Raw genomic sequence first — 13,935 nt, 5'->3', positions numbered from 1 at the left:
CCTGGCGGGAGGACGGCCGGGACCATCGCGTCCGCTTGGTCTCGAAGTGATACACTCCTCGACGCGGCGGAGGATGTCGCGCCAGAAGGCGATGTCGGCGGCGGGGGCGTCCTCGTCGATGCGGATCCATGCCTCGTCCCGGAAGCGCAGGTCGGTGAGCAGGAGGCCGAGCCAGGCGGCCTCGTCGTCGGTGGGGCTGGCGCGGGCGTGGTCGAGCAGGGCGAGCAGGCGGGCGAGGTCCTCCTCCACCGAAGGGGTGCGGGCCCGGTGCCGCTCGGCTCGGGCGGTGGCGGCGCGCATGGCGGCGCGGGCGGGGCCGTCGAAGGGCTGGACGGAGCGGACGAGTTCGTCGCGGTCGGCCAGCGCGACGTGGCCGGCGTAGGTCGCCTGGGCGGCGACGGCGCTGGCGGAGATGTCGTACGGGGTGCCTTCGGGCGGGCAGCAGGCGTCGTGGCAGGTGAGCGACCACCAGCGGCCGGCGGCGACGCGGATCGCCTCGGCGACGGGGACGCCGGCCGCGGCGAGGGCTTCCCGCATCGGGGTGGCGGCCGCCTCGACCTCGGCGGCGGGGCCGTAGCCGAGGAGGAGGGAGCGGGCGTAGCCGTTGGCGGCGAGGACGGCGGCCGCCCGGCCGCCGTCGGCGGCCGGTAAGTCGAGCCGTACCGCGCATATGCCGCGACCGCCGTCGAAGCCGATCACGACGAGGCTGCGGGCCGGGTGGAAGCCGAGCAGGTAGGGGACGGCGGCGATGGCGTCATGGGCGGTGCGGATCACGAGAGGTGCCATGCCGTCGACGGTCGCAGGGCGCGGAAGTGCCCGGTGAGAATTCCGTGCACTGTGGATAACCTCGGGGCGGACGTGGGTGTCCGCCGGGGGCGGTAGCGTTGGGCGGCGTGCCCGCCCCTGATCTGCTGAACGCCAGCGATACCCAGATTCCGGACATGCCGACACTGCTCGCCGCGGCGGTCGCGTCCATCGGGGGTGCCGAGCGCCCCGGCCAGGTGGAGATGGCGCGGGCGGTGGAGAGGGCGATCGAGTCCGGGGAGCATCTCGCCGCGCAGGCGGGCACCGGCACCGGCAAGTCGCTCGCGTACCTCGTGCCCGCGATCCGGTACGCGGTGGAGAAGCAGACGACGGTCGTGGTGTCGACCGCGACGATCGCGCTGCAGCGGCAGCTCGTCGACCGCGACCTGCCCCGGCTGGCGGAGGCTCTCGGCCCCATGCTGGGCACGGAGCTGAAGTTCGCGATCCTGAAGGGGCGCCGCAACTACCTGTGCCTGCACCGGGTGCAGACGGGCGTGCCCGAGGAGGACGACGGGCCGAGCCTGTTCGACCCGCAGCAGCTGTCGACGCTGGGCCGCCAGGTCAAGCGGCTGAACGAGTGGGCGGACGAGACCCGCACCGGCGACCGGGACGAGCTGGTCCCGGGGGTGAGCGAGCAGGCGTGGCGGCAGGTGGCCGTCACGGCGAAGGAGTGCCTGGGCGCCCAGCGGTGCCCGCAGGGGACCGAGTGCTTCGCCGAGCTGGCGAGGGCGGAGGCCGGTGAGGCGCACATCGTGGTGACCAACCACGCGCTGCTGGCCATCGACGCCCTGGAGGAGTTCCAGGTCCTGCCCGAGCACGACGTGGTGGTGGTGGACGAGGCGCACGAGCTCGTCGACCGGGTGACGTCGGTCGCCACCGGCGACCTGAGCGGGGTCGGCGTCGAGACAGCCGCGCGGCGGTGCGGGCGTCTCATCGAGGAGGCCGTCGCCGACCGGTTGAAAGAGGCCGCGGAGGGGCTCGGCATCCTTCTGGAGGATCTGCCCCAAGGGCGTATGGACGTCCTACCGAGCGCCCTGGGCAACACCCTGGTGGTCGTGCGGGACGCCGCGCACGCCTGCATCACAGCGCTCGGCCCCGACAAGAAGGAGTCGGATCCCGGCGACATGGCCGCGCGCAAGGCCGCCCGGTCGTCGCTGGAAGACCTGCACGACACGGCGGTGCGGATGCTGGAGGCGTTCCAGCCCGAGATGGCCGAGCGCTTCGACGTGGTGTGGGTGGAGAAGCCGTTCGTCCCGGACGGACGCCCGAAGCGCCCGCCGGCGCTGCACGTCGCGCCGATCGGGGTCGGCGGCCTGCTGCGGGCGACGCTGTTCGAGCAGCGCACCGCGATCCTGACGTCGGCGACGCTGACGCTCGGCGGGTCGTTCGAGCCGCTCGCCCGGCAGTGGGGCCTGCCGCCGCTGGACGAGAAGGCGCCGAAAGACGCCAAGACGGCCGCGGAAGGGCTCGCCCAGACCGCGACGGAGAAGGGCGAGCAGACAGAGGTCGTGTGGTCCGGGCTCGACGCGGGTTCGCCGTTCGACCACCGGAAGGCCGGCATCCTGTACGTCGCGCGGCACCTGCCGCAGCCGGGGCGGGACGGCCTCGCCGACGCCTACCTGACGGAGATCACCGAGCTGATCGAGGCGGCGGGCGGGCGCACGCTGGGCCTGTTCTCCTCGATGCGGGCGGCGCGGCAGGCCGCCGACGAGCTGAAGGACCACCTGTCCCACCCCCTGCTGTGCCAGGGCGAGGACTCGACCTCCCTGCTGGTGAAGCAGTTCGCCGAGGACGAGCGGACGTGCCTGTTCGGCACCCTGTCGCTCTGGCAGGGCGTGGACGTTCCCGGCCCGTCGCTGCAGCTGGTCATCATGGACCGCATCCCGTTCCCGCGCCCGGACGACCCGGTGTCGTCGGCGCGGTCGCGGGCGGTCGCGGCGCGCGGCGGCAACGGGTTCATGGCGGTCGCCGCGACGCACGCCGCGCTGCTGCTGGCGCAGGGCGCGGGCCGGCTGCTGCGGTCGATGGACGACCGCGGCGTCGTCGCCGTCCTCGACCCGCGGCTGGCCACGGCCAGGTACGGCGGCTTCCTGAAGAACTCACTGCCGCCGTTCTGGGCGACGACCGACCCGGACGTGGTCCGCGGCGCGCTGCGCCGCCTCGACGCGGCCGCCGCGGAGTGACTCAGCGGCGGTAGCCGGCGAGGAAGTCGCCGATGCGGCCGACGGCGTCCTCCAGGTCGTCGGCGTACTGGAGCGTGACGACGCGGAAGTGGTCGGTGGCCGGCCAGTTGAAGCCCGTGCCCTGGACGATGAGCAGCTTCTGCTGTTCGAGCAGGTCGAGGGCGAAGCGCATGTCGTCCTCGATCGGGTACATCTCGGGGTCCAGGCGGGGGAAGACGTAGAGGGCGCCCTGCGGCTTGACGCAGGACACGCCGGGCAGGTCGTTCAGCAGCTTCCAGGCGCGGTCGCGCTGCTCGCCGAGGCGGCCGGTCGGCAGGACGAGGTCGTCGATGCTCTGGTAGCCGCCGAGCGCGGCCTGGATGGCGTGCTGGCCGGGGACGTTCGGGCACAGCCGCATGTTGGCGAGGATGTCCAGGCCCTCGATGTAGGACTCGGCGTGCTCCTTCGGCCCGGACAGCACGACCCAGCCGGACCGGAACCCGGCGACCCGGTAGTTCTTCGACAGCCCGCCGAAGGTGAGGCACAGCAGGTCGGGGGCGAGCGAGGCGATCGGGACGTGCTCGGCCTCGTCGTAGAGGATCCGGTCGTAGATCTCGTCCGCGAAGACCAGCAGGTTGCGGCGGCGGGCGACCTCGACGACGCGGGTGAGGACCTCGCGCGAGTAGACGGCGCCGGTCGGGTTGTTCGGGTTGATGATGACGATCGCGCGGGTGCGGTCGCCGATCTTGGCCTCGATGTCGTCCAGGCTCGGCTGCCAGCCGTCGTCCTCGTCGCACAGGTAGTGGACGGGCGTGCCGCCGCAGAGGGAGACCGCGGCCGTCCACAGCGGGTAGTCGGGCGTGGGGATGAGGACCTCGTCGCCGTCGTTGAGCAGCGCCTGCAGGGTCATGACGATCAGCTCGGACACGCCGTTGCCGAGGTAGACGTCCTCGACGTCGATGTCGGTGACGCCGTTGTCCTCGAAGCGCTGCACGATGGCGCGGCGCGCGGGGAGGATGCCCTTGGAGTCGCTGTAGCCGTGCGCGTCCGGCAGGTTGCGGACCATGTCCTGGAGCAGCTCGGGCGGGGCCTCGAATCCGAACGGGGCCGGGTTGCCGATGTGCAGCTTGAGGATGTTGTTGCCCTGGGCCTCCAGCTGCTTGGCGCGCTTGAGCACGGGCCCGCGGATGTCGTAGCAGACGTTGGTGAGCTTCCCCGACTGGTTGACCTGCATGGATTTACCTTATCCGCGGCCCGCGCCCGCAATCCCCGTTCCCCCCGGCGTGGCGGGAGGAACGGGGACGGCGCGCGTCACGGCGCGGAGATCGCGGACAGGATCGCCAGCCGCGCCGCGCGCCGCGCGGGGCGGATCGCGGCGAGCGCCCCCGCCACCGCTCCGACCAGCGCGATGACCGCCAGCTGGACGGCGGGCGGGGCGAACGGGTTGCCGAGGGCGCTGCCCAGCCCCCAGCCGAGGAACAGCCCGAGCCCGATCCCGCCGGCGGTGCCGAACAGCGCGACGATCAGCGACTCCCAGCGGACCATCGACCTGATCTGCGGGCGGGTCGCGCCGACCGCGCGCAGCAGCCCGAGTTCGCGGGTCCGTTCGTGGACGGCGAGCGACAGCGTGTTGGCGATGCCGAGCAGCGCGACGACGATGGCGAGGATCAGCATCCCGTAGACGACGGTGATGAACCCCTGCTGCTCCTCCGTCTGCGAGGCGACGAAGTCGTCGCGCGTCTGGACCTCTGGAGCACCGTACGCCGCGCTCAGCCGGGTCAGGGCGCGGGTAGCGGCGGCGGCCGACGCGCCTGGGCGCAGCTCGACGAACGCCCTCGTGTCCAAGGGCTGCCTGGTGTGGGCGTCCCATACGGTGCGCGGCACGAGGTAGTCGCCGGTCAGGTCGGTGTTCTCGTAGACGGCGCCTACGGTGAGCTGCTGGGACGTGCCGTCGGCGAACGTCACGCCCACCTGCGAACCGGCGCGCCAGCCCTTGTCGTCGGCGACGCTCTTCGACACCGCGAACGTACCGGCGTCCTTCATGGCGCCCTGGGTGACGTCCAGGTCGAGGACGCGGCCGAGGGCGGACGGGTCGGCGACGCTGACGGTCGAGGGGTCGCCGTCCACCCGCATGCTGCCGGTCCCGGCCCCGGCGATCTCCCGGACCTCGGGCAGCCGCGCGGCGTCCTGCACGAGCCGGGTGCTGAACCCGCCGGTCTCGTTGTTGCCGGCGTTGACGACGAGCGACCCCTTGAACGATCCGGCGACGCTGTTCTCCAGGGACGCGCCCAGCGACCCGATGAACACCGTCATCAGCGAGACGACGCCGACGCCGATCATCAGCGCGGTCGCGGCGCCGGCGGTGCGGGCCGGGCTGCGGGACGCGTTGTCGCGGGCGAGCCGGCCCGGGACGCCGCGCAGCCGCGCCGCGGGGCCGCCGATGAGGGCCGCCACCGGGCGGGCGGCGACCGGCCCGAGCACGACCATCGCCGCGACGGTGACCACCGCGCCCGCGGCCGCCATCGCCATCTGCTCGGTGACCGCGCCGAACACGACGGTCCCGGCGGCGACGGCGGCGAAGACGCCGCCGACGATGATCCGGGTGTCGGTCGGCCGGGACGCCTCGGCCGCGACCTCGCGCAGCGCCGCCAGCGGCGGCGTCCGGGACGCCTTCAGCGCGGGCCCGAGCGCCGCGACCAGGGTGACCACCAGGCCGACCGGAACCGCGATGAGGATCGAGGTGGCGGCGACGGAGAGGCCCTCCATCGCGATCCCGATCCGGAACTGCATGAACAGCCACCGGAGCAGGGCGGCGAAGCCGAGCCCGCCGACGAGCCCGGCGAGGGTGGCGGCGCCGCCGACGACGAGCGCCTCGAAGCCGACGATCGCGACGACCTGGCGGCGCCCGGCGCCGAGGGCGCGCAGCAGCGCCGACTCGCGGGTCCGCTGCGCCATCGTGATCGCGAACGTGTTGTGGATGGAGAACGCGGCGACGAGCAGCGCGACCCCGCCGAACGCGGCCAGCACGATCCGGAACACCCGCAGGAAGCCGCTCTCGACGAGGCTCATGCCCTCCTCGACCTGCGCCTTGTTGGTGACGGCCTCCACCCCGGCGGGCAGGACCGGCTTGATGCGGGACGCCAGTTCGGCCTGGCTGACGCCGTCCTCGGCGCGGACGGCGACGCCGCCGACGCGGTCGGTCCCCTTCGCGACGTACTGGCGGGCGCCCTCCAGCGAGAACGCCGTGAACGACGTCTCGCCGAACGCGTCCTCGTCACCGAACTTGCTGATGCCGACGACGGTCACCGGGACCTTCTGCGGGGTGAGCACCGCCGTGCGGTCGCCGACCTTGAGGTCTCCCTGGTCGGCGAACATCTTGTTGACGACGACCTCGTTGGGCGCGCGCGGGGCACGTCCGGAAACGAGGTGGTACGGGTTGAGTTCGGGGTCGGTCACCCAGTTGCCGGCCGTCCGCGGGCCGCGCGACTGGATCGTGGTGCCGTCCTTGGCGAGCAGCTGACCCGACCCTTGGATGGTGGGCTCGGCGTTGGCGACGCCGTCCACCTGGCGCACCGTGTCCACAAGGGACGCGTCGATCTCCCCGCGCGCGCCCCACGGCGCGTCGCTCACCTTGGTCGCGTTCCGCACGGTCACGTCCGTGCTGCCGTACGCCTTGGAGAAGTAGCCGTCGATGCTCGCCGCGAGCGTGTCGCCGAGGACGAGCGTCCCGGTAAGGAACGTCACGCCGAGGAAGACCGCCACCAGGGAGCCGACCAGTCGGCGTTTGCGTCCCCACAGTTCCTTGAAGACGAGCCCGGTCATGAGTGGTCTCCCAGCCCTCGCATGCGGTCCAGCACCCGGTCGGGCGTGGGGGCGTCCATGACGTCGACGATGCGGCCGTCGGCGAGGAACACGACCGCGTCGGCGTGCCCCGCGGCGACCGGGTCGTGCGTGACCATCGCGACGGTCTGGCCGAGGTCGTCCACGGCGTTGCGGAGCAGCGCCAGGACCTCGGCGCCGGTGCGGGAGTCGAGGTTGCCGGTCGGCTCGTCCGCGAACACGATCTGCGGACGGGTGACGAGCGCGCGCGCCAGCGCGACGCGCTGCTGCTGCCCGCCCGACATCTCCGCGGGCCGGTGCGACAGCCTGTCCCCCAGCTTCAGGACGCGGACGACGGTGTCCAGCCACTCCCCGTCCGGGCTCGTCCCCGCCAGCGTGAGCGGGAGCAGGATGTTGTCGCGCGCCGTGAGGGTCGGGATCAGGTTGAACGCCTGGAACACGAACCCGATGCGCTCGCGGCGGAGCTTGGTGAGCCGCCGGTCCGACAGCGCCCCGAGCTCCTGGCCGCCCACGTAGACCTTGCCGGACGTCGCGTCCTCCAGCCCTGCCACGCAGTGCATGAGCGTGGACTTGCCGGCGCCGGACGGGCCCATGATGGCGGTGAACCGCCCGTCCGGGAACTCGATGGTGACGTCGTCGAGCGCGCGCACCGCCATGTCACCGGACCCGTACACCTTGCCGAGGTGCTCGGTCCGGGCGCCGCCGTCGACTTCGCCGACCGTTCGTCTTGCCTCTGCTGCGTTTCCCATGCCGGGATCGTGGCCGCGCGCCATGCCGCCCGTCGTCGGGCGAGGAGAGGCACCCGCGCTGCTCCCCCGGACGCACCCGGCCCCGCCCCGGCTACCTCCGCCGGGGTATCCGCCCGCGGCGTCCGCCCGGTCCCGCCGCGAAGATCAATAAGACGCGATGTCCAATTGTGATGCGGGCAACATACATGCAGGCTTGATTGCTTGTATCCGCGCTCGTACCTTCGAGCCATGGCAGTAAGCAGCCGCCGACGACACCGGCACGGCTCCTCCAGCCGCCGCACGCAGGAGGAACGCCGGTCGCGCACCCAGGCCCGGCTCCTGGAGGCGACCATGGAGTGCCTGGTCGACCTCGGCTGGTCCGGGACGTCCACCACGGAAGTGGCCCGCCGCGCGGGCGTGTCGCGCGGCGCGCAGCAGCACCACTACCCGACGAAGATGGTCCTCGTCGCGGCGGCGCTGGAGCACCTCCTGGAGGCGCAGCGCCTGGCGTACGAGACGGCGTTCGCCGTACTCCCGGCGGAGCGCCGCAACGTCTCGGGCGCCCTCGACCTGCTGTGGGAGGTGTTCCGCGGCCGTCCCGCCAAGGCCCTCATGGAGCTGGCCGTGGCGGCCCGCACCGACGACGAGCTGCGGCCGCTGTGCATCGACCTGAACGAGCGGATCCTCCAGGTGATCCTGGAGACCTTCGAGCGGCTGTTCCCCCAGAACACGCTGCCCCCCGACTTCGCCCCGACGATGCTGCGCGCCCTGTTCGCGATGTTCGTCGGGCTCTCCATACAGAACGCACTGGACGACGATGCCGAAGGCCACCAGGCCGCGGTGCTGCGCCAGGTCAAGGACGTCGCGCAGCTGATCGTCCCGCAGCCGGGGGCGCCGTCGGGCGCGCCCATGCCCGACACCCCCGCACAGGCGTCCGCACCGGACGCACCCGAGCCGGCCGCGCCGGACGCGCCCGCGCGGCAATCCGTGTGACCCACTCCGACGACTCCACCCCCCGCACCACCGCCGGCCCGCGATCGGTACGCGCCGGCCGCATCACCCCGAGGGAGCGCCTCACATGCCGAAAGCCCCCACCGAACTCGCCGACGAGGTCCGCGAGCAGGTCAAGGACAAGAAGTCGTACCTCGGCGTCATCGACCGCCTGAACAAGGCGTCGGTGGACAAGCACTGGGAGGCCTACGCCGACATCCCCTGGGACGACCCCGAGTTCACGGTCGACAAGAACGACCCGCGCTGGGTCCTGCCGCCGTTCGACCGGCTCGGCGAGACGGCCTGGTACCAGGCGCAGCCGCCGGAGATCCAGGCGCAGATCGGGCTGTGGCGCGTCGCCACCGCGATGAAGATCGGGCTGCAGTTCGAGAACCTGCTGAAGCGCGGGCTGCTCAACTACGCCTACCGGCTGCCGAACGGCCGGCCCGAGTTCCGGTACGTCTACCACGAGACGACCGAGGAATGTCACCACGGGATGATGTTCCAGGAGTTCGTGAACCGGACGAAGATGCCGATCCGCGGCATGCCGCGCTCGCTCAGCCTCATCGCGCAGGCCGCGCCGTGGATCCCGCTGGTCAGCACCGAGATGTTCTTCGTGTTCGTGCTCGGCGGCGAGGACCCGATCGACTACGTCCAGCGCAAGTCCCTCAAGGGCGGGCACATCAAGCACCCGCTCGAAGAGACCATCATGAAGATCCACATCGCGGAGGAGGCCCGGCACATCTCGTTCGCCCGGCACTACCTCAAGCACCGGGTGCCGAACATGCACCCGATGCGCCGCCGGATCCTCGGCCTGGCCACCCCCGTCGTGCTCGGCGTGATGGCGCGGATCATGCTGTCCCCGCCCGGGCCGATGGTGCGGCACTTCAACATCCCGAAGGACGTCGTCCGCGCCGCCTACCGCAACGACGCGTCGCAGGCGGAGATCTCGAACTCGGTCGGCAAGATCCGCGACCTGATGGCCGAGCTGAACGTGATCGACCCGGTGAACAAGCGGGTGTGGAAGGCGTTCGGCATCTGGGACGAGCCCAAGCAGCGCCGCACCGTCGAATCCGCCAAGGCCGCCTGAGCATGGCGGCGGTTCAGCACCCCGCCGTGGTGACGCCGGCGGCGGGGCCGGGCGGCCCGTACAAGGTCGTCATCGTCGGGACGGGCTTCTCCGGCCTCGGCATGGCGATCGGGCTGAAGAAGGCCGGCGTGCACGACTTCGTCATCCTGGAGAAGGCGGACGAGGTCGGCGGGACGTGGCGGGAGAACACCTACCCCGGCTGCGCGTGCGACATCATGTCGCTGCTGTACTCCTACTCCTTCGAGCCCAAGGCCGACTGGTCGCGGATGTTCCCGAAGCAGGCGGAGCTGCTGCAGTACATCAAGGACATCGTCGACAAGTACGAGCTGGCGCAGCACATCCGGTTCAACGCCGAGGCGACCGGGGCGGAGTACGACGACGCCACCGACACCTGGCAGGTGACCGTCAACGGCGACGAGGTCGTCCGGGGGCGGGCGCTGGTCGCGGGCATGGGCCCGCTGCACCATCCGAGCATCCCCGACCTGCCGGGGCTCGCCTCGTTCGAGGGGGCGACGTTCCACTCCGCGCAGTGGGACCACTCCTACGACCTGACCGGCAAGCGGGTCGCGGTGATCGGGACGGGCGCGTCCGCGATCCAGTTCGTCCCGCAGATCGCGAAGCGGGTCCGGCACCTGACGGTGTTCCAGCGGACGCCGCCGTGGATCCTCCCGAAGCCCGACCGGCCGGTCACCGCGGTGGAGCGGGCGCTGTTCCGGCGCGTCCCGCTCGTCCAGCGCGGCTACCGCAACGGCATCTACCTGATGCAGGAGAGCTTCGTCCTCGGGTTCAAGAACCCGCGGCTGCTCAAGGCGGCCAGTTCCCTCGCCCGGTGGCATCTCGCCCGGCAGGTCCCCGACCGGGACCTGCGCCGCAAGCTCACCCCCGACTACACGATGGGCTGCAAGCGGACGCTGGTGTCGAGCGACTACTACCCGGCGCTGATGCGGCCCAACGTGGAGCTGACCACCGAGGGCATCGCCGAGGTCCGCGAGCACTCGATCGTCACGCGGGACGGCCGCGAGCACGAGGTCGACGCGATCATCTTCGGCACCGGCTTCCACGTCACCGACGCGATGGAGGGCGCGCACATCGTCGGCCGCGGCGGGCTGAAGATCCAGGACGCCTGGAAGGACGGCATCGAGGCGCACCTCGGCGTCGCGGTCGCGGGCTTCCCGAACCTGTTCCTGCTGCTCGGGCCCAACTCCGGGCTCGGCCACAACTCGATGATCTTCATCATCGAGGCGCAGGTCCGCTACGTCCTGCAGGCCCTGGCGATGCTGGACGCGGCGGGCGGCGCGCGGATCTCGGTGAAGCCGTCCGTCCAGGACCGGTTCAACCAGTGGGTGCAGCGCAAGTCGGAGGGGGCCGTCTGGGTCGCCGGCGGCTGCGACAGCTGGTACCTCGACCGCGCCGGCGTCAACCGGGCCGCGTGGCCGGCGTCCACGCTGAACTTCTGGCTGCGGACCCGCCGGCTGGACCCCGGCGACTTCCAGATCGAGCGGGACACCGGGCGCCGGGACGAGCCGGCCGCCTCCGCCTTGTAGCGGCGCGAGTATCGGCGGGCACCGCCCGCCCCCTACAATCCCCCGTAATTGAACATCTCATCCAATTAGCCACCGCGAACCGGGTCGCCCCCATGCGGCCCGGGCCCGCGGTTCATCGAGCGGAGCGCGCAATGAGCATCGCGATCGTGACCGGAGGCGCATCCGGCATCGGCCGTGCGATCGCCACGTCCCTGGTGGCGCGCGGCGACACCGTCGTCGTCAGCGACGTCAACGCCGACGGCGCGGCGAAGGTCGCCGAGAAGCTGAACACCCTCGGCAGGGGCAAGGCGTCCTCCGCCGCCCTCGACGTCACCGACGCCGACGCCGTCGCCGACCTCTACAAAGGCGTCAAGGCCGAGCACGGCCGGCTGGACCTCGTGTTCAACAACGCCGGCATCGCGATCGGCGGGCTGGCCGAGGAGCTCACCCTCGACCACTGGAACCGCGCGATCGACATCAACCTCAAGGGCGTCGTCCACGGCGTCCACGCCGCCTACCCGATCATGCTGGAGCAGGGCTCCGGCCACATCGTGAACACCGCGTCGCTGGCGGGCCTCGTCCCGATGCCGATCGGCATCCCCTACACCGCCACCAAGCACGCCGTCGTCGGCCTCTCCCTCGGCCTGCGCGCCGAGGCCGCCGGACGCGGCGTCAAGGTCAGCGTCGTCTGCCCGTCCTTCGTCGACACCCCGCTGCTGCACAACGTCAACCCGGACCTGCCCGAGACGGCGCTCAGCGGCGACGCGACCGGCGACATCGCCAAGGCGTCCCCGCGCCTCTACACGGCGGAGAAACTGGCCCGCGACATCATGCGCGGCGTCGCGAAGAACCAGGCGCTCATCGTCGCGCCCGCGCACGGCCGGCTCGCCTGGCGCGGCGTCCGCCTCAACCCGGGCGCCGCCGTCCGCGTCGCCCAGCTCGCCGTCGGCCGGATCCGCGCCGGGAAGTGACGGTCAGCCGGGCAGCCGGCGGATGATCAGCAGCGCGACGTCGTCCTCGGCCTGCTCGCGGCCGATCAGCGCCGCCATCACCGCGGCGCCGACGTCCTCGGGCGGGCCCGCCGACACCGCGCGGCGCAGCCGCTCGATGCCGGCGTTCAGCGACGCGTCCCGCCGCTCGATCAGCCCGTCGGTGTAGAAGCACAGCAGCGCGCCCGGCGGGAGCGCGAGCGTCATGGTCTCGCGGGGCATGTCGTCCCCGAGGCCGATGAGGACGTCCGGCTTCGCCTCGACGGGCTGCGCGGGCTCGCCGGGCAGCGCGAGGATGGGCGGGCAGTGCCCGGCCGACGACAGCCGCACCCGCCGCAGGCCGGGGTCGAACACGGCGTACAGCACGGTCGCCGTCGCGTCGGGCTCGAAATGCTGCATCTTCCGGTCGAGCCTGCGCAGCACCTCGGAGGGGTCGGTGCTCTCCAGCGCGTACGCCCGCAGCGCGCTGCGCATCCGCCCCATCACGACGGCGGCGCCGAGCCCGTGCCCCGCGACGTCCCCCATCACGATGCCGATCTCGCCGGACGGGAGCGTGAACACGTCGTACCAGTCGCCGCCGACGCTGGCCTTGCCGGGCCGGTAGCGCGCGGTCAGCTCGGCGCCGGGGATGTCGGGGAGCGCGGCCGGCACGAGGCTGCGCTGCAGCTCCCGCGCGCCGGCGCGCTCGGCGCGGCTCGTGAGCGACTGCACGGCCATCGCGACGCGCGAGGCCGCGAGCCGCAGGAGCTCGATCTCGTCCTCGGTGAACCGGCGCGGGACGAGCGTTCCGACGTGCAGGACGCCGACGAGCGAGCCGCCGCCGATGAGCGGCACGCCGAGCAGCGACCGCAGCCCCCGCTGCACGAGCAGCGGATTGAACACGCCCGCGGTCGGCACGTCCGCGATGTAGACGGCCTGCCGCTCCGCGGCGACGCGCCCGGCGAACCCCTGCCCGACCGGGACGTGCGCCGCCTGGCTGACCTCCTCCTCTATGCCCTTCGCGGCCGTCGCCACGAGAAAGCGCCGCTGCCGGTCGAGCAGCAGCACGACGGCGGTGTCGACGTTCAGGATCCGGCGCAGCCGGTCGAGCAGCGTGTCGAGGAACTCGTCCACGTCCATATGGGCGAACGCCTCATCGGTGATCGCCCGGATCCGCTCCAGCTCGCGGGCGGCCCGGTCCCCGGTGCCCGCTGAGTTCTCCAACATTCCACCCATATGTTCGTTAGTTGATGTTCTGCAACTATTACCCGAGCTCTGCGGACCGATCCACTAGGTGACGCAGAACACGGCGGTGCCCTTCGCGAAACGGCCGACATAGGCTGGACGCCATGGAACGCATCCTGGTCAGCTCGTGTCTGGCGGGGCGGCGCGTCCGCTACGACGGCGCGGCCAAGCCGGTCGGGGGCGACCTCTTCCACCAGTGGCGGACGGAAGGCCGCCTCATCCCATTCTGCCCCGAAGTATCGGGCGGATTGCCCGTGCCCCGCCCGCCCGCCGAGATCGTCGGCGGCGACGGAGCCGACGTCCTCGACGGCACGGCCCGCATCCTCACCGGCGGCGGCGAGGACGTGACCGAGGAGTTCCTCCGCGGCGCCCGCCTCGCCCTGGAGACCGCCCGCCGCTCCGGCGCCCGCATCGCCCTGCTCAAGGAGGGCAGCCCCTCCTGCGGCAGCCACCGGATCTACGACGGCACCTTCACGGGCGCGCACCACCCCGGCACGGGCGTCACGACCGCCCTGCTCCAGCGCGCCGGCATCGAGGTCTTCAGCGAGGACGACCTGGAAGCCGTCCAGGCCCACCTGACAGCTC

General features: G+C 72.2%; 11 protein-coding genes. 6 read left to right on the top strand and 5 right to left on the bottom strand.

The features are described from left to right. A partial coding sequence (locus ETD96_RS28795) for a DUF4192 domain-containing protein (protein WP_138639632.1) occupies window positions 1–786 on the bottom strand: 786 nt, incomplete at its 3' end. A 155-nt stretch (window positions 787–941) separates the two neighbouring features. Between ETD96_RS28795 and ETD96_RS28790 the strand changes: the two genes are divergently transcribed. After that, complete coding sequence (locus tag ETD96_RS28790; protein WP_171069279.1) at window positions 942–2,987, top strand: ATP-dependent DNA helicase; 2,046 nt, start codon at window positions 942–944, stop codon at window positions 2,985–2,987. 1 nt (window position 2,988) lies between these two features. Here the strand turns inward: ETD96_RS28790 and ETD96_RS28785 are convergent, their stop codons facing one another. From ETD96_RS28785 to ETD96_RS28775, 3 genes are all read right to left on the bottom strand, one after another. Beyond that, window positions 2,989–4,200, bottom strand: coding sequence for a pyridoxal phosphate-dependent aminotransferase (locus ETD96_RS28785; RefSeq protein ID WP_138639631.1), 1,212 nt, complete (start codon window positions 4,198–4,200; stop codon window positions 2,989–2,991). Between the two features lie 77 nt (window positions 4,201–4,277). Continuing rightward, window positions 4,278–6,788: an ABC transporter permease gene (locus tag ETD96_RS28780; protein WP_138639630.1), complete on the bottom strand. Its 2,511-nt coding sequence runs from the start codon at window positions 6,786–6,788 to the stop codon at window positions 4,278–4,280. Continuing rightward, window positions 6,785–7,555 (bottom strand): ABC transporter ATP-binding protein, encoded by a 771-nt coding sequence (locus ETD96_RS28775; protein WP_205719502.1) that lies wholly within the window; start codon window positions 7,553–7,555, stop codon window positions 6,785–6,787. The genes ETD96_RS28780 and ETD96_RS28775 overlap by 4 nt, the downstream gene beginning before the upstream one ends. A 228-nt stretch (window positions 7,556–7,783) precedes the next feature. Between ETD96_RS28775 and ETD96_RS28770 the strand changes: the two genes are divergently transcribed. The 4 genes from ETD96_RS28770 to ETD96_RS28755 all read left to right on the top strand — a co-directional run bounded on the left by ETD96_RS28770 (window position 7,784) and on the right by ETD96_RS28755 (window position 12,108). Then, complete coding sequence (locus ETD96_RS28770) at window positions 7,784–8,527, top strand: TetR/AcrR family transcriptional regulator (RefSeq protein ID WP_240808300.1); 744 nt, start codon at window positions 7,784–7,786, stop codon at window positions 8,525–8,527. 85 nt (window positions 8,528–8,612) lie between these two features. Further along, on the top strand, window positions 8,613–9,614 hold the full coding sequence (locus tag ETD96_RS28765; protein ID WP_138639628.1) for an AurF N-oxygenase family protein: 1,002 nt from the start codon (window positions 8,613–8,615) through the stop codon (window positions 9,612–9,614). Between the two features lie 2 nt (window positions 9,615–9,616). Beyond that, window positions 9,617–11,158, top strand: coding sequence for a flavin-containing monooxygenase (locus ETD96_RS28760; RefSeq protein WP_138639627.1), 1,542 nt, complete (start codon window positions 9,617–9,619; stop codon window positions 11,156–11,158). A gap of 131 nt (window positions 11,159–11,289) precedes the next feature. Beyond that, window positions 11,290–12,108 carry an SDR family NAD(P)-dependent oxidoreductase gene (locus ETD96_RS28755; RefSeq protein WP_138639626.1) on the top strand — a complete coding sequence of 273 codons (819 nt, stop codon included), beginning with the start codon at window positions 11,290–11,292 and terminating at the stop codon, window positions 12,106–12,108. A gap of 3 nt (window positions 12,109–12,111) precedes the next feature. On the opposite strand, the gene ETD96_RS28750 is transcribed toward ETD96_RS28755, so the two are convergent. Continuing rightward, on the bottom strand, window positions 12,112–13,332 hold the full coding sequence (locus ETD96_RS28750) for a PP2C family protein-serine/threonine phosphatase (RefSeq protein WP_138639625.1): 1,221 nt from the start codon (window positions 13,330–13,332) through the stop codon (window positions 12,112–12,114). Window positions 13,333–13,454: 122 nt separating this feature from the next. Between ETD96_RS28750 and ETD96_RS28745 the strand changes: the two genes are divergently transcribed. Further along, window positions 13,455–13,935: 2-thiouracil desulfurase family protein (locus ETD96_RS28745; RefSeq protein WP_138639624.1), on the top strand; the 481-nt coding region annotated here is incomplete at its 3' end.

It is taken from the genome of Actinomadura geliboluensis, assembly GCF_005889745.1.
In the GTDB taxonomy this organism is placed as follows: Bacteria; Actinomycetota; Actinomycetes; order Streptosporangiales; family Streptosporangiaceae; genus Spirillospora; species Spirillospora geliboluensis.
This window is presented reverse-complemented; position numbering and strand designations above follow the sequence as displayed.

Excerpts from the sequence above, each read along its gene's own strand:
- ETD96_RS28790 (WP_171069279.1), top strand. The coding sequence starts at position 942 with ATGCCGACACTGCTCGCCGCGGCGGTCGCGTCCATCGGGGGTGCCGAG.
- ETD96_RS28770 (WP_240808300.1), top strand. The coding sequence starts at position 7,784 with ATGGCAGTAAGCAGCCGCCGACGACACCGGCACGGCTCCTCCAGCCGC.
- ETD96_RS28775 (WP_205719502.1), bottom strand. The coding sequence starts at position 7,555 with ATGGGAAACGCAGCAGAGGCAAGACGAACGGTCGGCGAAGTCGACGGC.
- ETD96_RS28760 (WP_138639627.1), top strand. The coding sequence starts at position 9,617 with ATGGCGGCGGTTCAGCACCCCGCCGTGGTGACGCCGGCGGCGGGGCCG.
- ETD96_RS28750 (WP_138639625.1), bottom strand. The coding sequence starts at position 13,332 with ATGTTGGAGAACTCAGCGGGCACCGGGGACCGGGCCGCCCGCGAGCTG.
- ETD96_RS28755 (WP_138639626.1), top strand. The coding sequence starts at position 11,290 with ATGAGCATCGCGATCGTGACCGGAGGCGCATCCGGCATCGGCCGTGCG.
- ETD96_RS28785 (WP_138639631.1), bottom strand. The coding sequence starts at position 4,200 with ATGCAGGTCAACCAGTCGGGGAAGCTCACCAACGTCTGCTACGACATC.
- ETD96_RS28780 (WP_138639630.1), bottom strand. The coding sequence starts at position 6,788 with ATGACCGGGCTCGTCTTCAAGGAACTGTGGGGACGCAAACGCCGACTG.
- ETD96_RS28765 (WP_138639628.1), top strand. The coding sequence starts at position 8,613 with ATGCCGAAAGCCCCCACCGAACTCGCCGACGAGGTCCGCGAGCAGGTC.